Source organism: Zhihengliuella flava, from assembly GCF_015751895.1.
GTDB classification, from domain to species: Bacteria; Actinomycetota; Actinomycetes; order Actinomycetales; family Micrococcaceae; genus Zhihengliuella; species Zhihengliuella flava.
Genome location: NZ_JADOTZ010000001.1, coordinates 141,133 through 164,230, shown reverse-complemented (window position 1 = coordinate 164,230; position 23,098 = coordinate 141,133). Strand labels below are relative to the sequence as shown.

Sequence of the window (23,098 nt, the reverse complement as noted above, 5' to 3'; positions counted from 1 at the left end):
CGTTAATCGGGACCGCGTGCGGGAGAATCAATCCGAGCAGTCAACGACCACGCCCGCGAGGGCCCAGACGAAGCGAGCACAATGACCGAATTCTTGTCCCCGCAACACCACGCCGAATCCGCCGACGCTCGGGGAGCCCGCATGCGGCGCGGGCCGCTCCGGTCCGGAGACCGCGTGCAGCTGACGGATGAGAAGCGCCGGATTAATACCATCACCCTCGGCACCGATGGCGAGTTTCACACCCACAAGGGCGTGCTCAAGCACAATGATGTGATCGGCCTGCCGGAGGGCTCCGTCGTGGAGAATTCCGTGGGTCACCGGTACCAAGTCCTTCGGCCTCTGGTTAAGGATTTCGTCCTGTCCATGCCCCGCGGAGCCACCGTGGTGTACCCCAAGGACGCGGCACAAATCGTGCAGATGGGGGACATCTACCCGGGTGCGCGGGTTGTTGAGGCCGGCGTCGGCTCCGGCGCCCTCTCCATGTCTCTGCTTCGCGCCGTCGGCGATGGAGGATACCTGCATTCCTTCGAGCGCCGTGAAGAGTTCGCAGATATTGCGCGCGATAACGTTCAGGCCGTCTTTGGCGGCCCGCACCCCGCGTGGCGCATCAGCCTAGGCGACTTCCAAGAGCAAGTCGTCGCCACCGAGAAGCCGGGCTCCATTGACCGCGTGGTGCTGGACATGCTGGCCCCGTGGGAGTGCGTCGACGCCGTGGCCACCGTGCTGGCTCCCGGCGGCGTATGGGTCAACTACGTGGCGACGGTGACGCAGCTGTCCCGAGTCGTGGAAGCCATCCGGGCCACCGGCCAGTTCACCGAGCCGGAATCGTTTGAAACCATGGTGCGCGGTTGGCACGTCGACGGGCTGGCGGTCCGTCCCGACCACCGCATGGTGGCGCACACGGCGTTCCTCGTGACCTGCCGCCGCCTGGCGGACGACGCCGTCGGCATCCCCGGTTCGCGCCGCGTCAAGTCGGCGCAGTTTGCCCCGGAGGACGTCAGCGCGTGGACCAAGGATCATGCCCCCGAAGAGTGGACACCGGAGGCCCTGGGGGAGCGCGGCGTGAGCGACAAGAAGATTCGTCGCGCAGCCCGAGACGCCTCCCGCATTTTCGATGGCGCCGAGGCGTCACACGAGGGCTTCGAGCCAGCGGGGGACGGTCATGATGTTCGGCCTGAACCGCCACGTGACTAGCATGGTGAGTGGGGCACCGTCCGCAAAACGGTGAAGAGCCCCGGCAACCCATTCGAAGGAGACGCGAGATGGAGCAGCAGCCCGTCGGGGCCGAGTCCGAGCGGACTCAAGCAGCCGTGGCCGCCGCCGAACGCGAGGCGAACATACAGCGCGAAAAGGCCCGCTCCCTCGATCGACAACTGGCTGCCGCTGCGAGCAACAATCAACGTCTGGCCGGTGTCCTAGAGCGCACCCGCGAGGAAATCGCCACCCTGCGCGCCGGGCTCGACCGGGACGGTGAAACGCCTTTTAGCTTCGCCACCGTCGTCGCCGTGCACCCGGCCGGCTCCACGCCGACGGACCATCAAGCCATCGCCGCGGTCAAGCTGACCAGCGTGGACGTCATCCACGCCGGGCGCAAAGTCCGCGTCTCGCTCAGCCCGCTTCTCGATGTGTCCCGGTTGGCGCCGGGACACGAGGTGCTGCTCAACGAGGCCCTCGTGGTGGTCGCCAGCCTGGGCCTTGAGGGAACCGGGGAAATCGTCACGGTCAAGGAGGTGCTCGACGACGGTCGGATCGTGGCCATCGGTCGCGGGGACGACCAACGCGTCGTCCGGCTGACCCCGTCGTTGGCGGCGCACGCCGTGCGCGTGGGCGACGCCGTCGTTCTGGACGCCAAATCCGGTCTTGCCGTGGAGCGGGTGCAGCTGACCGAGATGCAGTCCCTCGTGCTCGAGGAAGTTCCGGAGATCTCCTACGCGGACATCGGCGGGCTCGGCCCCCAGATCGAGCAGATCAGGGACGCCGTCGAGCTGCCCTTCGCCCATCAGGACCTCTACGCCGAGCATGGTTTGACCGCGCCGAAAGGCATTCTGCTCTACGGCCCGCCCGGCTGTGGCAAGACGCTCATTGCCAAAGCGGTGGCCCATTCGCTCGCGGAACGCGCCGCAGAAGGATCCAGCGCGGCGACGCCGCGCAGTTACTTCCTCAATATTAAGGGGCCCGAGCTCCTCGATAAGTACGTGGGAGAAACGGAGCGCCACATCCGGCTGATCTTCGCCCGGGCCCGGGAGAAAGCGGCCACGGGAGATCCCGTGGTGGTGTTCTTCGACGAGATGGACGCCCTGTTCCGGACTCGCGGCTCCGGCGTTTCCTCTGACGTGGAGACCACGATCGTTCCGCAGCTGCTGACCGAGATCGACGGCGTCGAGCAGTTGGATAACGTCATCGTCATCGGCGCGTCCAATCGCGAGGACATGATCGACCCTGCCATTCTGCGCCCGGGCCGTCTGGACGTGAAGATCAAGGTCCAGCGCCCGAATCGTTCGGGCGCGGCCGAGATCTTTGCCAAGTACCTCACGACGAATGTGCCCCTGCACGCCACGGAATTGGCGGACCATGCTGGTGACGCGGCCGCGTGCGTACGCCACCTCATCGAGGTGACGCTGGAGCGGATGTACGCACAATCTCCGGAGAATGAGTTCCTCGAGCTCACCTTCGCCAGTGGCGAGCGCTCCATGCTGTACTTCCGCGACTTCGCGTCGGGCGCCGTGATTCGCAATATCGTCGACCGCGCCAAGAAGGCTGCCATCAAGGACCTGCTCACCTCGGGGGAGCGGGGCGTCCGCGCCCACCACCTACTGCGGGCCGTCGCGGACGAGTTCCGGGAGCATGAGGACCTCCCGAACACGTCGAACCCCGACGATTGGGCCCGCATCACCGGCCAACGCGGGGAGCGGGTCACGCACCTGCGTCCCGTGGCACACGAGCATCCGCCCGCCGGGACGATGGGCCCGGACGGGGCGGCCGGGGCAGCGTCGTGAGTGTCCGGCGTGTCATGGGCCTCGAGACCGAGTACGGGATCCTCGCCCCGGGGCAGGAAGGTGCCAGCTCCACGGCTCTCTCCGCCGCCGTCGTCGGCGCGTACGCTCATGGGCTGCGGGGTGAACCGGGCCTGGCCGCGACCGTCTGGGACTACTCGGACGAAACCCCCCTTCAGGATGCCCGCGGTTGGCGCCTCGCCCGCGAGGCCGCCCACGCCTCGCAGCTGACCGATGAGCCGCGGGAGCTCACGGCCGAAGAAGTTGCCCTCGCGGCTCCGCAGGAGGGTGCCAGCACCGCGGCACCGCCGTCGAACGTGCTGTACGACGACGCCCTGTACCGCTCCTCGCCTCACGCGCCGATGACGGCGGCAGGCCGGCTCGGGGAGCATCTGGGTGCCGAGCACGTCGTCATGAATATGGTGCTTGGCAACGGCGCCCGCCTCTACGTCGATCACGCGCATCCGGAGTATTCCAGCCCGGAGGTCACCAACCCGCTCGACGCCGTGCTGTGGGACCAGGCCGGCGACGCCATTACGCTAGCGGCTGCGGAGCGGCTCGCGGAACACGGGCACGAGGTGCTGCTGTACAAGAACAACACGGACAACAAGGGCGTCAGCTACGGGGCTCATGAGAACTACCTCGTTCCCCGGGACGTGGAATTTGGTCGACTCGCCGCGGGACTGCTGCCCTACTTTGCGACGCGGCAGGTCTTTTGCGGCTCTGGCCGCGTGGGCGTGGGACGCGAGGGCCAGACACCCGGCTTTCAGCTGAGCCAACGCGCCGACTTTTTCGAAGCACAAGTCGGCCTCGAAACCACCGTACGCCGGCCGCTGGTCAATACGCGCGATGAGCCACACGCCACGTGGACGCGTTCGCGGCGGCTCCACGTGATCGCGGGGGACGCCAATCTGGGCCAGGTCTCGACCTATCTCCGCGCGGGGGTCACCGCGGTCGTGCTCACATTGATCGAGGCGGGAGCCGAGCCCGCCGTCGAGCTGCGCGATCCCGTCGCGGCCGTTGCAGCGATCAGTCATGATCCAACCTTGCGTGCCACCGTCGAGACGGTGGATGGGCGCCGCCTCACGGCGTTGGACATTCAGCAGCTCTATCTCGACGCTGCCCGCTCCCACGACGCGGCACGGCAAGATCAGTGCGCCGCCTCGGACCCACAAACCTCCGACGTTCTGGACCGTTGGCAGGCCACGCTCGACGGGCTGCGCCGCGATGTTTTCTCCCAGTCAGCGACCGTCGATTGGGTCACCAAGTTTCACCTGATGGAGTCCTACCGGCAACGCCATGGATTGGGGTACGACGACCCTCGCCTCGCCGCCATGGACTTGCAGTGGGCGGACCTGCGGCCCAGCACCGGGTTGTACCGGCGGCTTCAGGCACGCGGCCGGGTCGAGCAACTGGTCAGTGACGACGCCATCGCCCGCGCCGTTCAACTGCCGCCGTCGGACACTCGCGCCTACGTCAGGGGCCGCACGCTCTCGCGCTACCGCGAACACGTCGTCGGGGCGAACTGGGATAGTCTCGCCCTAGCCGTCCCGGGGCGTCGCGGCGTGCAGCGCGTTCGGCTCCAGGACCCAGACGTCGGCACAGCCGATCACCTCGGGGACGTGTTCGAGCGCGAAATGGAGCTCGCAGAATTTGTCGACACAGTAGCGGCGCGCCTCGACGCGGCCGCGCCGCCCGCCGCACGAAAGGGACAGCCATGAGCCAGCATCAACACCACCAGCAGCAAGGACGCGCCCAGCACGAGCAACAGCAAGAACAGCACGTTGACGCACCAGCGGGGAATTCGGCACAGGCGCAAGCCCACCTCAACGAAGTCGACGATTTGCTCGACGAGATCGACGGCGTCCTCGCGACCAATGCCGAGGAGTTCGTCAAGGGCTTCGTGCAGAAAGGCGGCCAGTAAGGGTGGATCGCCGCGTCTATGGCCTAGAGACGGAATTCGGCCTGACCTACGCGCCACGCGAGGGCGGACGGCTGATGCCGGAGGAGGTGGCCAAGTACCTCTTCCGCCACGTCATCGACTATGGACGCAGCTCAAACATCTTCCTCACCAATGGGGCTCGTCTCTATCTCGACGTCGGGTCGCACCCCGAGTACGCCAGCGCCGAATGTGACTCGTTGACGGACCTCATCTGTCAGGACGTCGCGGGGGAGCAGATCATGCATGATCTGGCCCTCCGCGCTGAGCGGGCGCTCGCAGCTGACGGGTACGACGGCGACGTCTACCTCTTCAAGAACAACACCGATTCAGCGGGAAATTCTTACGGCTGCCACGAAAATTTCCTCATTCCGCGCAGGGTTGAGTTCGCTCGCCTCGCTGAGATCCTCATCCCTTTCCTCGTCACCCGGCAGCTGTTCACCGGCGCGGGCGGGATAGCCACCGTGGACGGGCAGCGACAATGGGTTTTTTCGCAGCGGGCCGATCACCTCTGGGAGGGCGTCTCCAGCGCCACAACTCGCTCCCGGCCCATTATCAACACCCGCGACGAGCCCCATGCTGACGCCCAGCACTACCGGCGCCTGCACATCATTTCCGGGGACTCAACGATGTCCCAAACAACGCAGCTGGCCAAGATCGGTGCGACCGATCTGCTCTTGCGCATGATCGAGGCGGGGGTTCCGCTGCGGGATTACTCGATCGCCCATCCCACCCAGGCCATACGCGACGTTTCTCACGACACGACGGGCCGCGCCCAGATCGAGCTGGCCTCGGGTCGCCGCATGACCGCGCTGGAACTCCAGCGAATCTTTTACGATCGAGCCGTTGCGTTCGTCGCTGCCGAAGGCGCCCATCACGATCAGCTTGAGCGCGTGCTGGACCTCTGGGGGCGCAGCCTCGACGCGGTCGAATCCGGCGATGGCACGTCCGTAGCCACTGAAATCGATTGGGCGATCAAGCACCAGGTACTCAGTCGCTACGCGGAGCGAAACCAGCTCAGCGTGGATCACCCGCGCATGGCCCAACTCGATTTGGCGTATCACGACGTGCATCCGGAACGCGGGCTGTTTCATCTCTTGGAGCGTCGCGGCGCGGCGCAGACCGTGGTGGACCGAGACGCCGTCGCACGGGCCGTAACGACTCCACCGCTTTCGACCCGCGCCAAGCTGCGCGGCGAATTTGTCCGGGCAGCGCGGGCCGCTGGGCGCGACTTCACGGTGGACTGGGTCCACTTTCGATTAGACGACGACCGCGGCCGGACGGTCGCCGTCAAGGATCCGTTGAGCGCCCAGAACGACGCCGTCAGCGCGCTGATCGATTCGATCGAGGCAACCTGACCCGTGCTCGTGCGAAGAACGCCCGCACGCCGCACCCGCCCCGCCGCCTGACCTGCAGGATATTCACAGGCACTGCACCTAGGCTGGATCGGTGGTGTCTCGCGACGAGACAGTCCCTCCTGACCCGAGAAGAGAAAGTGGAATCTGTGCGCAAGCTACTCTCCGCCGTCGCCATCGCCTCCATTGTGGCGCTGGCTGGTTGCGGCAGCACCGAAGGCCGCACCGTCGGCAACGCGGAACCGCTCGCCTCCGTGACGGCAACGGCCAGCAGCGAAGACCTGACACCGCCGGAGGTTTCTTTTGACACCCCGCTGACGGCCACGGAGGCTGGCGCGCGCGTCGTCGCTGAGGGGGACGGCGAAGAGATCTCCGAGGGGCAGAACGTCTTCATCAATGTCGCCGGATACAATGCCGAGGACGGCGAACTGCTGGGCCACGATTTCGATCAGGATCCCCAAGCGCTGCCCGTCGACGACGTCATGCAGGAACAGCTGCCGATGATGTACGAGGTCCTGCTGGGGACCACGGTCGGTTCCCTCATTGCTTACATTCCGGACCCGGACACTGCAGCGCCCGAGCCGTCGGAGGATTCATCCGGCGCGGCCTCGGAGCCGGCCACCGCGTCACAGGTGCTGATCCTGCAGGTCCAGCGGGCCGAGGACATCCCCGAGCCGTCGCCCACGCTGAGCGAGGACGAGGTGTCCGAGCTCGAGGACGCCGGGGCACTCCCGACGGTGGAGTTTGTCGACGGCGTCCCGGAAATCACGATTCCCGAGGATACCGAGGCCCCTGACGGGCTGGCCGTTCAGGTCCTGGAAGAGGGCGATGGCCGCGAGGTCACCGCGGAGGACGAGGTCACAGCTCACTATTACGGTGTGCGGTGGGAAGACGGTGAGCGCTTCGACGGTTCCTACGAAAGCGGGGAGCCGGTTCCGTTCGCACTGAACCAGGTTATTCCGGGCTGGACTCAGGGCCTAGCCGGGCAGAAGGTTGGTTCCACGGTCACCCTGACCATCCCGACCGACCTTGCCTATGGCGAGGATGCCGAGGCCATGGGGCGCCCAGCTGGCCCCCTCGTGTTCGTCGTGGAGATTGTCGACGCGACGGGCCCCGCCGACGCCGAGTAACGCGCACCCGTAACGCCGCGTTACCTGGTTGTAGGCTAGAGGTAATGGGCGAAAGCGTCGGCTGACTGCCGACGGCCCGCGTACAGACACCCCCACAGAAAGCTGAGGATTGCCATGTCTTTTGGACAGCGTGATTACGACCGCACCAAGCCGGAGATCGATTTCCCCGGCGAGACTCCACCCGAGGAACTCGTGGTCGAAGACCTCATTGCGGGCACCGGTGCTGAAGTCACCGCCGGTACCGTGGTCTCCGCTCACTATGTAGGCGTCGCGTGGTCCACCGGTGAGGAGTTTGATGCCTCGTGGAACCGCGGGACCCCGCTGGATTTCACCGTCGGCATCGGCCAAGTCATCAAGGGCTGGGACCAGGGCCTGCTCGGCATGAAGGTCGGCGGCCGACGGCGTATTGAGATCCCCTCGGAGCTCGCCTATGGCGAGCGCGGCGCGGGCAACGCGATCGGCCCGAACGAGTCGCTCATCTTCGTTGTTGACTTGATGAGCGCGCGCTGATTTCACGCCTCGCGTCATTCACGAGATGACGACGCGGGCCGGGTATGACACGCGATGGCGTGTCATACCCGGCCCGCTTCGTAGTAACGTGTCCACCTGTGGGTGGGAAAACAAACTCTGACAACACCGAACGCTTTGCCAGCCTGCTCGTCACGCTGCTGCAAGGTCCACGGCGTGGTCTCTCGCGCCAGCAGCTGAGGCACGCCATCGATGGATATCGGGGCCTCGACGATCACCTGTTCGACGTCTACTTCCTTCGGGACCTCGATGACTTGAAAGAACTCGGTGTCGCAATCAACAAATCCGCCAGCGGCACGCGTGCCGAGGACGACTTTCATGGCAGCGGCGCGCTCTACCGCGTGGACCCGGAACAGACTTTTCTTCCGAAGATTTCCTTCACAGCGGCCGAGTCTGTTGCGTTGAGCGTCGCAACACGCCTGTGGACCGACCCCAAGCTCGGGGGAGAGGGGCACCGGGCTCTGGCCCGGCTGCCTCGCCTCCATCAGCTGGACGCTTCGTCGAGCCGCTTCGCTGCACGGATGACGGTTCGCGAGCCGGTCTGGGCTCCTCTGACCCGCGCGGCGAATGCCCAGTCGGGCGTCTCGTTCCGCTATCGGCGGGTGGACGGAACGGAAAGTGACCGGCGGGTTCTGCCGTGGGGCCTCGGGCAACGGTTCGGACTGTGGTACCTCATCGGGTTCGACCTCGACCGACAGGCCGAACGCGTTTTTCGACTCTCTCGCATTGTGAGCAGGGTCAGCGATGCCGTCGTCCCTGAAGGCCACGAACGGCCGGCCGGCTTTTCGCCGTCCGATTACCTCGCCCGGCTCTCACCCGAACGTTCGATGACCACGGCGCGCGTGCGCCTACCGGCCGGGCGCGGCCAAGACATTCGCCACCGAGCCATCTCGACGGAGTCGACGGGACACGGGGACGACGTCGTCACGTACCAATTTCACGACGCGGAGTCCGCGGCCTCGCGGCTGGCCATGCTGGGCCCCGAGGTCAAGGTCTTGGCACCGGATACCCTGCGCGAGGCCGTCTTACGCCGATGGCGAGGCGCGCTGGAGGCCCACACCGCGTCCATACCCGAGTACAAGCTCAGAAAAACGATCCCCACGGGGCGTAGTTCGGGAACGCTGATGGCTGCACGGGCGCTGAGCATCGTGGCGTACGTGCAGCAGCACGGCGCGGTGAGCCGCGGCGACCTGTGCCGGGAATTTGGTATCAACGAGTCAACCCTGACCTCGGACCTCAAGCGCATTAGCTTTTTGGGACCGGAAGACGTCTCGCTCGGCATCAGGCTGGACGTCGATTTCGAGGCGGACCCGGTGCAGATTACGGTCCCGCCCGAGTTCTCGGCTCCGCTGACGTTGACCCTCAATGAGGCGCTCGTCGTGGTCGTCGGACTCCGGTGGCTCGCCGCCAGTGGTCACTCGCAAAAGGACGCCGCCGCCTCCGCCTTGACCAAGCTCACGGCGGCCACGGCTCATTTGCCCGTCCTCGACGCCATCGAACTGCGCCCGCGCGCCGACGATGACTCGGGCATCAGCCGAACGCTCCGCGACGCGGTCCATGCGCGGTCCTGCCTCTGGATCGACTACTACCATCCCGGACGGGACGAGATCAGTGGACGGGTCATCGAACCCATCCAGATCCTCGAGTCTGGTCACGTGGCCTACGTTTTAGCCTTCTGCCGCGAACGGCAGGATCTCCGCGTCTTCCGGCACGACCGAATCGTCGGCTTCGACACGCTGGAGGAGACCTTCGCCCTCGACGAACGGCACGAGCGGTCCGCGTCTTTGGCCGAGCGGATCTACGCGCCGCGAGACGAAGACGACGACGTGGTCCTGGCTTTCGCGGATCACCTCGAGGAAGTGTTCCGGGATCATTCGCCGCGTGGTGTAGCCGTGACCCGCGAGCAGCCTCCACGATTCATCGGCCAAGTAGCACTCGCAGGGCCAGCACAGGCCCGCCGGCTGGTCGCCGAACACGGCGGCGACGTCGTCGTCACCGAACCCGAGCAGCTAGTCCAGGAAACGGTACAGTGGCTTCGCGCCGCGTGCGCGGCCGCGAGCGAGGAGGAGACGTCATGAGTGTTGGGTTGTGGATTCTCCTCTGGACCGTCATCGTCCTCCTCGGGCTCGTGTTCCACGCGGCAGTTCTCTTCAAGGTCGGGCTCAAGGGCAAGCGGGTTCTCGACACAGCATCGCAGGTCGCAGACGAGCTCTCGACGGGCATGAAGAAGCCGTCAGAGGCACAGCCCAGCTCGCGGGTGAGCGGGATGGCAGCGCTCTTCGTCGATCCCGCGCAGGCGCGGGAGGCCTACCGAATCGAGCGCGAAGAACGGCGCGAAGCACGGATTCGTCGTCGAATCGACAACAAACGTTTACGATCCCAACCGCAGCGCTACGGTGATCTCTACCGGCCGTGACATAGACTAGTAAGCCGACGAAAGGAAACTTCTCATGGGTATTCAGGGCTGGCAGTGGCTCATCATTATCGCGCTTGTCCTTCTGCTCTTCGGTGCGCCGAAGTTGCCAGCGCTGGCTCGCTCGATGGGTCAGTCGCTGCGCATCTTCAAGACCGAGGTGCGGCAGATGAAGGATGAGGGTCAAGACAAGAACGAGGACGCCTCAGCCGAGGGTGAGAGCGAGGCCCCTGTCGAGGGGAAAGTCATCGACCCGAAGAACAAGTCCACGCCCAAGCGCGACGACGCGTAGCCGGTGAAGTGATCTAGAACCTCACGTGGCACGCACAGCAGCACGCAAGAACCCCGAGGGGCGCATGTCCCTCAAGGAGCACCTGATTGAGCTCCGTAACCGCCTGTTCATCGCCTTGGCAGGGCTCCTCGTGGCGACGGTCGGTGGCTTTTTCCTCTACTGGCCGGTCATGGATATCCTCATGGATCCGCTCCAGAACGCTGGGGGACAGGGAAACTTTTCCTCGGCCGTGTCGCCGTTTGACATCATGATCAAGGTCTCCGTGTTCTTGGGCTTGATCATGTCCTCGCCGATCTGGCTCTACCAGCTGTGGGCCTTCATCGTGCCCGGGCTGCATAAGAAGGAAAAGTGGACGGCGGTCGGCTTCATCGCCGTGGCCGTCCCCCTGTTCCTCGGGGGCATCGTTCTCGGCTTCTGGGCGCTGCCCTACGCTCTGTTCTTCTTCTTGGGGCTCACCCCCGGAGATGCGGAGAACCTCATCACGGTCCCGGAGTACCTCTCCTTCGTCCTTCGCCTGCTGCTGGCGTTCGGCCTCGCCTTCTTGCTTCCGGTGCTGCTGGTCGGCTTGAACATGATCGGCATCCTGCCCGGTAAGCTCATTGTGAAGAACTGGCGCATCACAGTGTTTCTGATCTGTTTGGTCGCGGCCATGGCGGCCCCGGGCGGCGATGCCCTGACCATGTTCGTCTTGGCTGGACCGCTGCTCCTCCTGTTCGCTGCGGCCACCGGATTCTGTCTCTATAACGACAAGCGCCGCGCTAAAGTCGCAGCCGCACGTGAGCAGGAGTTCGACGAGAACGCGAAGCAGGCCAGTTCCCTGCCCGACTAATCATCAACCGCTAGGAGACGGGCCGCACCATGACTTCCCCCGCAGAGAAGTACGCGGCCGCGAAGCAACGCGCCGCTGACGCCAAAACGGAGCTCTATGCCTTCCGTGAATCCCTCAGTTTTGAGCTGGACCCGTTCCAAATTGATGCCTGCCGCGCCGTCGAAGCCCGCCGCGGCGTCCTGGTCGCCGCCCCGACCGGCGCCGGGAAGACGGTGGTCGGCGAGTTCGCCATCCACCTCGCGCTGGCTCGTCAACAGAAGGCCTTTTACACGACGCCGATCAAGGCGCTGAGCAACCAGAAGTTCCAAGAACTCACCGACCGCTACGGCGCTGACCGCGTCGGCTTGCTCACCGGTGATACCAGCATCAATAGTGAAGCCGACGTCGTCGTCATGACCACCGAGGTCCTGCGCAACATGCTCTATGCGGAGTCAGATACCCTCGCCGGGCTCGGGTTCGTGGTCATGGACGAAGTGCACTACCTCGCGGATAAGTTCCGCGGTGCCGTGTGGGAAGAGGTCATCATTCACCTGCCACAGGATGTTCAGGTGATTTCCCTCAGTGCCACGGTGTCCAACGCTGAGGAGTTCGGCGGATGGCTCGACACGGTGCGCGGGGATACCGCCATTGTGGTCTCCGAGCACCGCCCAGTTCCGCTGTGGCAACACGTGATGGCCAACGGGCGGATCATTGATCTCTTTGCCTCCGATGTCTCCTTCGACGAAGCCGCCGACGAGGAGGAACACGGCCCTCAGGTCAATCCTGAGCTCGTCAAGTTCGCCCAACGCGACGCTCGTGGCGGCCCGCAGGGGCGGTACCGCGGCGGTCACCGCGGAGGTAGTGGAAGGGGACGACGCGGGCACGGCCATCAACGTGGCGATCGTCCCCAGGTCAGCCACAAAGTCTCGCGTCCTGAGATGATTCTGTCACTGGACCAAGCCGGCTTGCTGCCGGCCATCGTGTTCATCTTCTCCCGCAAAGGATGCGACGCCGCCGTGGATCAGTGCGTCCGCAGCGGGCTGGCACTCACCACCCGCGAGGACGCTGCCGTTATCGCCGAGCGCGTCGACCGCGCGGCCGCCCAAATGCCAAGAGAAGATCTCGAGGTGCTGGGCTTCTGGAGCTGGCGAGAGGGGTTAGTGCGCGGCTTGGCCGCCCACCACGCGGGGCTCCTGCCCAACTTCAAGGAAGTGGTCGAACAGCTCTTCGCTGAAGGCCTCATCAAGGCCGTCTTCGCCACAGAAACGTTGGCGTTGGGCGTGAACATGCCCGCCCGGTCCGTGGTGCTGGAGAAGCTCGAGAAATTCAACGGAGAGTCTCACGTGACGGTCACGGCGGGGGAGTACACCCAGCTAACGGGACGGGCCGGGCGCCGGGGAATCGACGTCGAGGGCCACGCCGTCGTGCAGTGGCAACCGGGCACAGACCCTGCCGCCGTGGCGGGGCTCGCATCCCGCCGCACCTATCCGCTGAATTCGAGCTTCCGGCCCACGTACAACATGAGCCTGAACCTCTTTGCGCAATTTGGACGCGATCGTGCACGCGCCATTCTCGAATCGTCTTTTGCGCAGTACCAGGCTGATCGCTCCGTGGTCGGCCTCGCGCGCCAGGTGCGAAGCCGACAAGAGTCCCTCGCTGGCTATGCCAAAGCGATGCAGTGCCATCTCGGAGACTTTTCGGAGTATGCGAATCTGCGCCGGGAACTCACCGACGCCGAAAAGAATGCCTCTCGCGCCGCGAGCCGGGCTCGCCGCGACGCGGCGGAGGAATCGCTGCTCCAGCTGGCCGTGGGAGACGTTGTTGACCCATCCGGGCCGCGTCACCTCGGGCGGTGCGCCGTGATCAAACTGTCCGATTCACATCGTGATCCACGACCCACCGTGCTGACAGAGGACAAACAGATCCGCCGCCTGAGTGCGCATGATTTGGACGGTCCCGCGCGTATTGTCTCCCGTATCAAAGTCCCCAAGAGCTTCACCGGAAAGTCTCCGAAGGAGCGCAGGGACTTGGCAGCCACGATCCGCAACGCCCTCCATGACGGCCGGCCGCCGCGCCGAAACGCTGCCGGCTTCGAGTTCGCTGGAGGCAACGCGCGGCAGGAGGAGCGCATTGCGCAGCTGCGCCGCCAGCTCAAGCAGCACCCCTGTCACGGCTGCTCCGAGCGCGAGGACCACGCACGATGGGGAGAGCGCTGGACCAAGCTCAAGGCAGAAACGGATCACCTCACCCGGCAGATCCGTGGGCGCACCAACACCATCGCCAAGACGTTTGACCGCGTCTGTGCCGTCCTCGAGTCCTACGACTACCTCCACACAGATGCCGATTCCGGTGCCATCAATACGACTCCTGCAGGAGACCGCCTCCGGCGTATTTATGGCGAGCGGGATCTCTTGACCTCGCTGGTCTTGGAGTCCGGGGCGCTCTACGAGCTTGATGCCGCGGAACTGGCGGGGGTCATCACGGCCCTCGTCTATCAGGCCAAGCGCGAAGACCAGGTGGTCCATCCACGGCTACCGACGCGCGCGATGACCGCCGCATGGGACACCGCGGTGCGTCGCTGGAGCGAGCTCAGCGATGCCGAACAGGAGCAGAAACTCCCCGAGACCGCCGAACCCGAGTCCGGCCTCATCTGGCCCATGTTCAAGTGGGCTCAAGGTCAAGACCTCAAAGAGTGCCTGCGCGGCGTTGACTTCGCCGCCGGCGACTTTGTGCGCTGGGCCAAGCAGGTGATCGACTCGTTGGATCAGCTGGCCAAAGTGCCCAACGTGCCGGCCACGTTCACCGCCACCTGCCGCGACGCCGTCGATCTGGTGCGTCGCGGCGTCGTGGCCTATTCCAGCGTCGCTGAATAGCGACGCACGTATCGAAAGAGGACTATTCGTTTGTCACGCCTCATGTACCGCAATGGATCCATCTACTCGCCAGCGGACCCATTCGCGACCGCCATGCTGGTGGTAGATGGAACGATCGCGTGGATTGGGCAGGATCCTGCTGCCTCAGCGCTGATCGACGAGGACACGCTGCACGTGGATCTAGAAGGCGCGCTCATTGCACCAGCGTTCTTCGACTCGCACGTGCATCTCACGGAGGTTGGGGCGGCGCTGGATCACCTCAATTTGATGTCGATCGGCTCCCGCGAGGAGTTGCTGGAAGCCGTGCGGGCCCGGGCCGCCGCTGAACCGGGCTCGCCCATCGTGGGTTACGGATGGGACGAGAGCAATTGGTCAGATCCCACCCTCCCGACCCGCGCAGAGTTGGACGCCGCCGGCGCCGGTGCGGACGTCTACCTAGCCCGCGTCGATGTCCATTCCGCGCTGGTGGGTGGGCCGCTCGCCGCCGCAGAATCGCTGCCCAGCGCATACGTGTCGGGAGAGGACCATTTGCCGGTGCGCGCGCGTGCGCTGGACTACGACGACGCGCAACGCCGCCGCTATCAGCGTGCCGCCCTGACGCATTTCGCCTCCCATGGCTATGCCGGTGTCGCGGAGATGTCAGCACCGCACATCAGTGGCCGGCACGATGCTGCCTTGCTGGAAGAACTACTCGCAGCGGAGGGTGACTCCGTGCCGCTGGTTCGCCTCTACTGGGCCGGGTTGACCTCAGATGAGAGCGAGGCCCGGGACCTGGCTTCCTCTTTTGGGCCGGCTTTTGCAGGGCTGGGCGGAGACCTCAACATCGACGGGTCCATTGGTTCGCGGACCGCGGCACTACACCGCGACTACGCCGACGCCCCTGGGGAACGAGGGACGCTCGCGCTGAGCGCCGAGCTGATTGCCACTCACCTCGTTGCCTGCACGCGTGCTGGCATTCAGGCGGGTTTCCACGTCATCGGCGACGCCGGCGCCGCCGCAGCGGCCTCGGGCTTTCGGTCCGCTGCGGACATTGTCGGCGCCGAGGCGTTACAACGCGTCGGACACCGCCTGGAGCACGCAGAAATGATCGACGATGACACCCTCGACGTCTTGTTGGCTTACCGGGTGACGCTGTCCATGCAGCCCACCTTTGACGCCGCCTGGGCGGGCCCCGGAGGGCTCTACGAGGAACGGCTCGGAGCAGAGCGCGCGGATCGGATGAATCAGATGGGGCGCCTGCTCAGTGCTGGTGTGCCGGTGTGCACTGGGTCCGACGCACCCGTACGCCCGGTGGACCCGTGGGGGGCCGTGAAGGCCTGCCTCGAGTTGCGCGCCGCCGACTCGCGCATCTCGGCTCGCGCGGCCTTTCTCGCCCACACCAGGGCTGGCTATCGCGCCGCTGGGGCGCAGGTACCCTTCGATGGTCAACTCGTTCCGGGAGCAGACGCGACCTTCGCCGTTTGGTCCGCATCAGAGCTCATGGTCCAGACCCCGGACAGCCGAGTGGCGTCGTGGAGTACTGACGCGCGGGCCGGCACCCCCATGCTGCCGGCACTAGACAGTGAATTTCCCCACTGCCTTTTGACCGTCCGTGCAGGGCGCACGTTGTATTCTGCAGGCGTGCTGAGCGGCGTGTAATGGAGATTTAACGCGGGCCGCATTTTCCGCAACTGACTAGGTTCTCGACCTGTTTTTGCTGGTCACCTAACGGTTGACAGTCCCGTCTGAGCCACTAGGCTGGTGAATCACCGGCAGGAACCGATCTGGGCTCTCCATAGCTTCGTGGACCTGCTGAGCCGGAGCGCCGGCAACTTAATCAGGGGAAAGCCCCGATGGCATTAGAAAACAATGGGGGAGTGTGCCGCCATTGGTCCGAAGTCATCGGGGCTTTTCCTTGTCGCCCCCAAGAGTCGCGCATTGCGCACCCAGTGACGCACCGCGGGCCTTCGACGCCCGTATACTTGTCGCTTGACCACCACCCCTGAGCAAAGGACAGACCTGTTCCGTGCGCGTACTGACGATCATCCCGACCTATAACGAGATTGAGGCGCTCCCGGTGACTCTGGCGCGCCTGCGTGCCGCCGTCCCCGAATCGGACGTGCTGATCGCCGACGACAACAGCCCGGACGGCACCGGGGCGTGGGCCGATCAGATCGCTGCCGAGGACTCACAGGTCCACGTGATGCACAGAAAAGGCAAGGAAGGCCTAGGAGCGGCCTACATCGCCGGGTTTCGTTGGGGCCTAGAACGCGACTACGACGTCCTCGTGGAGCTCGACGCGGACGGTTCCCACCGCCCGGAAGACCTCCCACGCCTGCTGGCCAAGGTGCCTCAGGCACACCTCGTGATCGGGTCCCGCTGGGTTCCCGGCGGCAGCGTCGTCAACTGGCCGGTGTTGCGCCAGTTGATCTCGCGGGGCGGCTCTCTGTACGCACGCACGCTGCTGGGGCTCGGGGTGCGGGATATAACGGCCGGCTTCAGGGCTTTCCGCCGCGAAACACTCGAGGCGATTGACTTCGACACCATCGAGTCGGTCGGTTACGGGTTCCAGGTGGACATGACGTTCCGCGTGGCCCGGCTGGGATTCCGAATTGCCGAGGTGCCGATCACCTTTGTCGAGCGCGAGTTGGGCGTCTCGAAAATGAGCGGAAACATCGTCGTCGAGGCGATGCTCAATGTCACACGCTGGGGCCTGGCAGCCCGTTGGGCACGATTGCGCGGCCAGGAACGCTCTTCCCGCTAAGGTCACCTTTGCCCGCACCAAGAGGGTGGGGCGCCACACCTTGGATGGTGTGGCGCCCCGCCCTTTGACTTCTCTGCCCCGATCGGCGAGGTGTGGATTAGACAGCCTCGCCGCGAGCCTCACGAATTTTCTGGAGTCGATCCTCCAGAATCTCCTCGAGTTCTTCCTCTGAGCGGCGCTCAAGCAGCATGTCCCAGTGGGTGCGTACCGGCTTGGCGTTGTCCTCTTCCGGCTTCTGGCCGTTGACGAGCAGCGCTTCCTTACCGCTCTTCGAGACCCAGGTCGCTGGAATCTCCGCCTCGGAGGAAAAGGTGACGAAGACCTGTTCACCGTCTTCGGTCCGGTATTCAACGCGCTGGCGCGGCGCGGGCTCGACGCCGGCCTCGGACTCCATGCTCTGCGCGCCCAAGCGCATTCCCCGCAGACTGCGATCGCTCATTACTCTCCCTACTGCGTCAGTAACGCTTCACGACGTTGTTCTATAACGTACGCGGAGCCACCAGTTCTTCCCAGCAGGTCCACGCAATCCAGCCATCAATTATACGCAGAAGCTAGCTTGCTGTGTGCTGACCGTTGCCAGCGCTTCGATCTGGCTGCACATTTCCGAGGACACCGCCGATGCCCTTCAGCGCCTCGCCGAACTCGCTGGGGATGATCCACAACTTGTTCGATGAGCCTTCGGCAATCTTCGGCAACGTCTGGAGGTACTGGTAGGCCAACAGCTTTTGGTCTGGATTGCCGGCGTGAATGGCGTCAAAGACCTTTTGGATGGCCTGCGCCTCGCCGTCGGCCCGAAGAATCGCCGCCTTGGCGTCACCCTCAGCCGCAAGGATCGCCGCTTGCCGCTCACCCTCCGCGGTCAGAATTTCCGACTGCTTGGTCCCTTCGGCGGTCAGGATGGCCGCGCGTCGATCGCGCTCGGCACGCATCTGCTTCTCCATCGAGTCCTGGATGGACAGGGGAGGGTCAATGGCTTTCAGCTCAACGCGCGAGACGCGGATGCCCCACTTGCCGGTCGCTTCGTCGAGGACGCCACGTAGCTGGCCGTTGATTTGGTCTCGGCTGGTGAGCGCTTCTTCGAGATTGAGCCCACCGACCACATTGCGCAGCGTCGTCGTGGTCAGCTGCTCGACCGCTTGGATGTAGTTGGCGATCTCGTAAGTCGCGGCGCGCGGCTCGGTGATCTGGAAGTACACCACCGTGTCGATGGAAACCACGAGGTTGTCCTCGGTAATCACAGGCTGGGGCGGAAAGCTCACGACTTGTTCACGCAGATCCAGCATGGGCAGCAAGCGGTCGATAAACGGGATCAGCAGCGTCAGCCCCGGACCAAGCGTGCGGTGATACTTCCCGAGCCGTTCGACGATGCCGGCCCGTGCCTGCGGAACAATCCGGATGGACCTCAGCAGAACTACGATCACGAAGATCGCTAAGACGATCAGGACGATCGCTGTGCCAAGACTGGACGTTTCGGACATGTTCAACCCCTCGTGTTGGTGGCCCGCCGGCGGTGGCGGCCCGTCGGAGACCGATGGTCAGTCGGTCATGGCCTCTCGTGGCGTGATGTAGGCGGTGGCACCGTCGATCCGATTCACTCGGCCGTAGGTCCCCGGTTCGAGCGTCCCCTCGCCGTCGTGGCGAGCCGTCCACGTCTCTCCGCCGATTTTGGCGCGTCCAGCCAGCCGCGTGGTGGGCTCCAACACCAAGGCGTCCAACCCGATGAGGCGGTCGACGTTGGTGAGCTGATCGGCCGGACCACGCTGGAGATGCCTGAGCGCAATCGGCCTCAGGAACAGGATCATGATGAGGGAGACGACGGAAAATACCAACGTCTGTAGCCAGAATTCGCCCCCCGCCAGCGCGGTAAAGACTGACGCAAGCGCACCGGTGGCCAGCATGATGAAGTAGAGGTCCAGAGACATGACCTCGATGATCGCCAGTATGAGGAAGAGCGCCAGCCAGAAAACCCAGCCGTTGGCGACGATCCATTCGAACATCGATACTTCACCACTCACGTCTAGTGCGGACGCCTTTCGCCCCACGCAACCTATTTTGCCCGATCAGTCGCGCCAAAGCGTCCCTCTTCAGGACGATTTTGCTTCGGCCTACTGACGGCACGCCGGCGCAGAACCTGAATGCGGAAGGCAGCAGTCGCTCGAAGCGGTTCAGGAAGCCCACGCAACCGCGCTTCAAGCGAAGCCGGATCCACATGATGCCCCGCAGGCCCCATCACGGACAGGCGCACCGCGTCGGTCCGAGACAGTTTGAGTTCACCACTGACGCGCTCGCTGGCCACCTCCTCGAACAGATCGCCGAGGCGCTCACGAACGGCTCGCTCCTTATCGTCGGCCATCTCGAGCAGTTCCAGCGGTTCAGCCACTTCACGCAAGTGATTCGCCAGGGGAGTAACGACGACGGCGAGACCGCCTGGCCGCACGGTACGAACGAATTCGTCGCCGTTGCGTGGCGCAAAGATATTGAGGACGACGTCGGCGCTGGCGTCCGCGATGGGCCACGCCCGCCAGACGTCCCACACCACCGCGAGGACACCGGGAATCTTGGCGGCTCGGCGCATCGCATACCGGGAGATGTCCATCGCGATCGCCCTGGGCGGTGGTTCGCTCTGCTGCACCACCGCGCCCTGACGGTCACCGCTGGGCGCCGTCATGCGCGTGAGTACGCGTCCTAGGTAATAGCCGGTCCCTGCTCCCACATCGAGGACTTTGACTTGTCGCCCTTCGCCGGACTCGGCGCCGGCAACCGTGAAATGTTCCGCGACCAGTTCGGCCACGCGATCGGCGAGCGGTTCGTAGTGACCGGCGGACTGAAAGTCCGCACGCGCGGCCACCATGGACGCCGTATCCTCGCGAAAGGTGGTCCCGCGTCCAGTGAGGAAGTTGAAGTACCCCTGCTTTGCCGCGTCGAACCGGTGACCGGAAGCGCATTCCAACCGACGAGCCTCCACCCGCTGCAGTTCTCGCGTGCACACCGGGCACCTGAGCCACTCGTCCGTTCCGGGAGTGATCCCCGTACCGCTAGGCTCGCTCGACTGCGCGTTCTCCACGCCACCTCCCGATGTATCCGTTGCGCACGGTGACTCCGCCGCCATGGCATCACCCTATCCGCCGGCCACGGCACCTCACGGAAAGCATCCGCGTCATGTGGATCATGCGGCGGCGAAACCGGATCTTCACGAAAACTGCCGAAACTCCTGTTCTGTGACCTGTGCAACACATAGCGTTTTCAGCGCCACTTCACGCACCTCGAAACGCAGGGGAGTGGGAAGGCCAAACACAGCCTTCTCTTCACTGAGAAGGAAGCGATGAGAAGTTCATCGCGCCGGAAGATTTACTGGTCGTCACGGCTATCGAACAATAGGCAGTTGAATACTCAGGCGCCTGAAGGCGACTCGCGCCAAAATGCCACCCGACCCGCCACGCTTTATGGCGTAGCGCGTGGTTGAGCCCACCCGTAGCCAGGGCAAACCTCAGGAGGCTCTGGTGACGGCGCGGAAGTCTGCGGCGAGCACACGGAGGTGCTGGAGCCGGCCTCTGGTGGTTTCGACGGGCCAAGACAACTAGCCCTCATGACTATTGACGCAAAGTGCACTAAGAAGTTAGCTTCAAAGAGTTCCCAATGACCCGAGCAGCACATCGTCTTGGCAAACACACCGACGAAGGGGTGTCCATGTCTCGAAAACGACGGATCGCACTTCTCGTCATCAGCATGATTGTCCTGATGGCAGGAATGGCACAACTCCTCACTGGCTCCGGAAGGACTTGGCTGGGTGTGTTTTTGCTACTGTCCGCGCTTTGGCTCCTGGTGACCTCCGCGCGAGCGGTCGAGAGAAAACGATAGGCGTTTGTCTCAAACTCCCGCCGAGCAGGCACCATCCAATGCGGCACCGAGACAAGGAACGGCGCCGGAGCTGACAATCTTCCCTTGTCATTTACTGCTGCCTCGTCGCAGATCGATGAGATGGATGCGTCGCAGGCCAAACTTTCACTTTCCCGCTGCGCCCAAGCCACCGGACCATCTTGCGGACGGTTCATTCGCTTGTGGTGACCAATCCAGCGTCAGGAGTAAAACCAGCGGGACTCGGGCGGCGTCGTCGTGTGTTTGCTGTGGCTAACACCCAAAGGCCCGAGTTCAACCGAGGCGCCGCCGAGGAATAGTTCACCACGCTAGGACGCGTAGGCCCGAAACTCCGGGCCTCTCACCCACCTGACTATGTCACCGATAATGTACATTATGTCAACTAAATGGCGCGGAGCCCCGCTCTCCATGTCCACCTGATGCGTTTGCAGCCGCCTCGACCGGGCTGCCGACTAGATGAGAAGCAGCCCGACCCCGTAGGCCGCGCAGGCCCAGAGGACGCTCGCGAACGTACCGAGAATGAATTGCTCGGCAGCAGCGTGCTGCTTGAGCTCGGTAAATCGACCTAGGCCTTTGACAGCCAAAACAACTGCCAACCCCTCAGGCCAGCCCGCCCAGAGCGTTGAAGCAATAGCCACCCGTTCCATGAGGCCGATCCAGAGCCCTCCGCGCAGGACATGATGGGTCACGTCCCCTTCGTCAGACGCTTGTGCTTCGCCCCCACGGAACGACGCCCAGCGAAAGATCACTTCAGCCACAGGCCCGCCGCCGACCGTCGCCACCGCCACGGAGGCGATCACCGCCACGGTGACCGGCAATCCGTCGTCGACACCCACAGCCCCACTGATCCCGGCTCCGGCGAGGAGTATCAAGGCTGTCACGGCAACGGCGGTGTGCGGACGTGGCGCTGCCGGTCGCCACGAGCGGATGATCACGACGACGGATAGTGCGGCAAGAGCCGCCAAGAGACCTAAACCAAGCCAGTGCACAGCATTCCTTCCTTGACCCCTCTCCGCGAAGCATCAATCATCACTGTCTCACTGACTTCCCTCACGATGGGCGCACACGTGGCGACGTGTTGCCGCCGTCCACACGAGCGTTCAGATCAGCAGCAGCTGCGAGCGCGCAGTCCAGGAGCCGCTGGGTCTCGTACCACAGGCCTGACGCCAACCGGCTCGAGACGGCCTGCTGGCTGATTCCCAAGCGTTCGGCCACGTCGCGCTGCGTGAGCCCTGAGGCCAACAACTCCCCCGCCTCCTGCGCCGTAGCCGTCCGCCGCAAGGCAACGGTGGCGATCATTTGCAGTTCCGCCTCGAGACGATCCGCGCCCGCCTCGGCCGCCGTCAGGGCAAGCCGTCCATTGGAGGACTTGGCACGCTCCACAGCATCGCGGGCCATTTCGAAGGCCTCCCCTCGCCCGGCGCGCGTCTCCCGGGGCAATGGCACGTCCACCCGTCCGATGCCGATACCAACGCTCCAGTCCCCCATCGACACAGCGTCCAAAGACACTCGAACGGCTTCCTCGGCTTGGTCGAACACGGCTTGGACCTCATCACCAGCGGTCCGCTGGAAGGCGCGCACCGGCGCACTCGCACCATTGAGGCGGTCCAGCAAATCGTCGACTAAGTCAGGGCGGCGCCGGGAATTGCGTTGATCAATCGTGACTACCAGCATTCCACAATGCTAGCTCTTTGTTTCTGACTATACAATGGTTAGGGCTTGTTGGATGAGATGGATGGACTGGTCAGCACCTAGACTGACACGATGCGCTGGACCCTGAATTTACTGCTCGATGCCGTTCTCATCATCATCTTTGCCGCCATCGGCCGGCGTACTCATGAACACGGGCTGGACGTGCTCGGGGTTCTCGGCACCGCAGCCCCCTTTCTCTTGGCACTTCTGGCCCTCGCATCCATGACCCGCTACCCCGTCACCAGCGATCGCTTGTGGCCGCAGGGTGTGATGACCTGGCTAGGCGTCGTCGCATTTGGTCTCGCCTTGCGCGTGATTTTTGGCGACACAGCGGCACTGGCGTTCGTGATCGTCACGACCGTCACGCTGGGTATCCTGCTGCTCGGCCGACGCCTCGTGACAGGCTTCCTGGCCCGCCGGAAGTCGCCGGATGCATCACCTAAGCTGTAAGGGCAA

At 64.4% G+C, this 23,098-nt stretch carries 21 protein-coding genes; 15 read left to right on the top strand and 6 right to left on the bottom strand.

Features of this window, described 5'->3' with window-relative positions:
- Window positions 1-81: 81 nt before the first annotated feature.
- The 14 genes from IW252_RS00855 (at window position 82) to IW252_RS00790 (ending at window position 17,074) form a co-directional block, all read left to right on the top strand.
- Window positions 82-1,194 (top strand): tRNA (adenine-N1)-methyltransferase, encoded by a 1,113-nt coding sequence (locus IW252_RS00855; RefSeq protein ID WP_196834843.1) that lies wholly within the window; start codon window positions 82-84, stop codon window positions 1,192-1,194.
- 68 nt (window positions 1,195-1,262) lie between these two features.
- The gene (arc, locus tag IW252_RS00850) at window positions 1,263-2,996 is read left to right on the top strand and encodes a proteasome ATPase (protein ID WP_196834842.1); all 1,734 of its coding nucleotides are present in this window, start codon (window positions 1,263-1,265) and stop codon (window positions 2,994-2,996) included.
- A gap of 14 nt (window positions 2,997-3,010) precedes the next feature.
- Window positions 3,011-4,714: a depupylase/deamidase Dop gene (gene dop / locus IW252_RS00845; RefSeq protein WP_231366044.1), complete on the top strand. Its 1,704-nt coding sequence runs from the start codon at window positions 3,011-3,013 to the stop codon at window positions 4,712-4,714.
- A complete protein-coding gene (locus IW252_RS00840) occupies window positions 4,711-4,917 on the top strand; it encodes a ubiquitin-like protein Pup (protein ID WP_196834840.1) in 207 nt (68 codons plus the stop codon). The genes dop and IW252_RS00840 overlap by 4 nt, the downstream gene beginning before the upstream one ends.
- A 2-nt stretch (window positions 4,918-4,919) precedes the next feature.
- Window positions 4,920-6,290 carry a Pup--protein ligase gene (pafA, locus tag IW252_RS00835; RefSeq protein ID WP_196834839.1) on the top strand — a complete coding sequence of 457 codons (1,371 nt, stop codon included), beginning with the start codon at window positions 4,920-4,922 and terminating at the stop codon, window positions 6,288-6,290.
- A gap of 146 nt (window positions 6,291-6,436) precedes the next feature.
- Complete coding sequence (locus tag IW252_RS13690) at window positions 6,437-7,417, top strand: FKBP-type peptidyl-prolyl cis-trans isomerase (protein ID WP_196834838.1); 981 nt, start codon at window positions 6,437-6,439, stop codon at window positions 7,415-7,417.
- Between the two features lie 114 nt (window positions 7,418-7,531).
- Window positions 7,532-7,927, top strand: coding sequence for an FKBP-type peptidyl-prolyl cis-trans isomerase (locus IW252_RS00825; RefSeq protein WP_196834837.1), 396 nt, complete (start codon window positions 7,532-7,534; stop codon window positions 7,925-7,927).
- Between the two features lie 98 nt (window positions 7,928-8,025).
- Window positions 8,026-10,023, top strand: coding sequence for a helix-turn-helix transcriptional regulator (locus tag IW252_RS00820; protein ID WP_196834836.1), 1,998 nt, complete (start codon window positions 8,026-8,028; stop codon window positions 10,021-10,023).
- On the top strand, window positions 10,020-10,361 hold the full coding sequence (locus IW252_RS00815) for a hypothetical protein (protein WP_196834835.1): 342 nt from the start codon (window positions 10,020-10,022) through the stop codon (window positions 10,359-10,361). The genes IW252_RS00820 and IW252_RS00815 overlap by 4 nt, the downstream gene beginning before the upstream one ends.
- Before the next feature lie 34 nt (window positions 10,362-10,395).
- A complete protein-coding gene (gene tatA / locus IW252_RS00810; RefSeq protein WP_196834834.1) occupies window positions 10,396-10,650 on the top strand; it encodes a Sec-independent protein translocase subunit TatA in 255 nt (84 codons plus the stop codon).
- A 25-nt stretch (window positions 10,651-10,675) separates the two neighbouring features.
- Window positions 10,676-11,479 (top strand): twin-arginine translocase subunit TatC, encoded by an 804-nt coding sequence (gene tatC / locus IW252_RS00805; RefSeq protein WP_331271383.1) that lies wholly within the window; start codon window positions 10,676-10,678, stop codon window positions 11,477-11,479.
- A 29-nt stretch (window positions 11,480-11,508) separates the two neighbouring features.
- Window positions 11,509-14,331, top strand: a complete 2,823-nt coding sequence (locus IW252_RS00800) for a DEAD/DEAH box helicase (protein ID WP_196834833.1) — start codon at window positions 11,509-11,511, stop codon at window positions 14,329-14,331.
- Window positions 14,332-14,361: 30 nt separating this feature from the next.
- On the top strand, window positions 14,362-15,969 hold the full coding sequence (locus IW252_RS00795) for an amidohydrolase (protein ID WP_331271382.1): 1,608 nt from the start codon (window positions 14,362-14,364) through the stop codon (window positions 15,967-15,969).
- 367 nt (window positions 15,970-16,336) lie between these two features.
- Window positions 16,337-17,074 carry a polyprenol monophosphomannose synthase gene (locus IW252_RS00790; protein ID WP_196834832.1) on the top strand — a complete coding sequence of 246 codons (738 nt, stop codon included), beginning with the start codon at window positions 16,337-16,339 and terminating at the stop codon, window positions 17,072-17,074.
- 97 nt (window positions 17,075-17,171) lie between these two features.
- Here IW252_RS00790 and IW252_RS00785 read toward each other — a convergent pair whose 3' ends face one another.
- The 6 genes from IW252_RS00785 to IW252_RS00760 all read right to left on the bottom strand — a co-directional run bounded on the left by IW252_RS00785 (window position 17,172) and on the right by IW252_RS00760 (window position 22,624).
- On the bottom strand, window positions 17,172-17,513 hold the full coding sequence (locus IW252_RS00785; RefSeq protein ID WP_196834831.1) for an RNA polymerase-binding protein RbpA: 342 nt from the start codon (window positions 17,511-17,513) through the stop codon (window positions 17,172-17,174).
- Between the two features lie 112 nt (window positions 17,514-17,625).
- Window positions 17,626-18,552 carry an SPFH domain-containing protein gene (locus tag IW252_RS00780; RefSeq protein WP_196834830.1) on the bottom strand — a complete coding sequence of 309 codons (927 nt, stop codon included), beginning with the start codon at window positions 18,550-18,552 and terminating at the stop codon, window positions 17,626-17,628.
- Window positions 18,553-18,609: 57 nt separating this feature from the next.
- Entirely contained in the window at window positions 18,610-19,089 is a 480-nt protein-coding gene (locus IW252_RS00775; RefSeq protein ID WP_331271381.1) for an NfeD family protein, read from the bottom strand.
- 32 nt (window positions 19,090-19,121) lie between these two features.
- Window positions 19,122-20,063: a putative RNA methyltransferase gene (locus tag IW252_RS00770; protein WP_196834829.1), complete on the bottom strand. Its 942-nt coding sequence runs from the start codon at window positions 20,061-20,063 to the stop codon at window positions 19,122-19,124.
- A gap of 1,339 nt (window positions 20,064-21,402) precedes the next feature.
- On the bottom strand, window positions 21,403-21,831 hold the full coding sequence (locus tag IW252_RS00765) for a hypothetical protein (protein WP_196834828.1): 429 nt from the start codon (window positions 21,829-21,831) through the stop codon (window positions 21,403-21,405).
- Between the two features lie 169 nt (window positions 21,832-22,000).
- Entirely contained in the window at window positions 22,001-22,624 is a 624-nt protein-coding gene (locus IW252_RS00760) for a winged helix-turn-helix transcriptional regulator (RefSeq protein WP_196834827.1), read from the bottom strand.
- A 90-nt stretch (window positions 22,625-22,714) separates the two neighbouring features.
- Here IW252_RS00760 and IW252_RS00755 point away from each other — a divergent pair, with 90 nt between their 5' ends.
- Window positions 22,715-23,092: a DUF3054 domain-containing protein gene (locus IW252_RS00755; RefSeq protein ID WP_196834826.1), complete on the top strand. Its 378-nt coding sequence runs from the start codon at window positions 22,715-22,717 to the stop codon at window positions 23,090-23,092.
- Window positions 23,093-23,098: the final 6 nt, after the last annotated feature.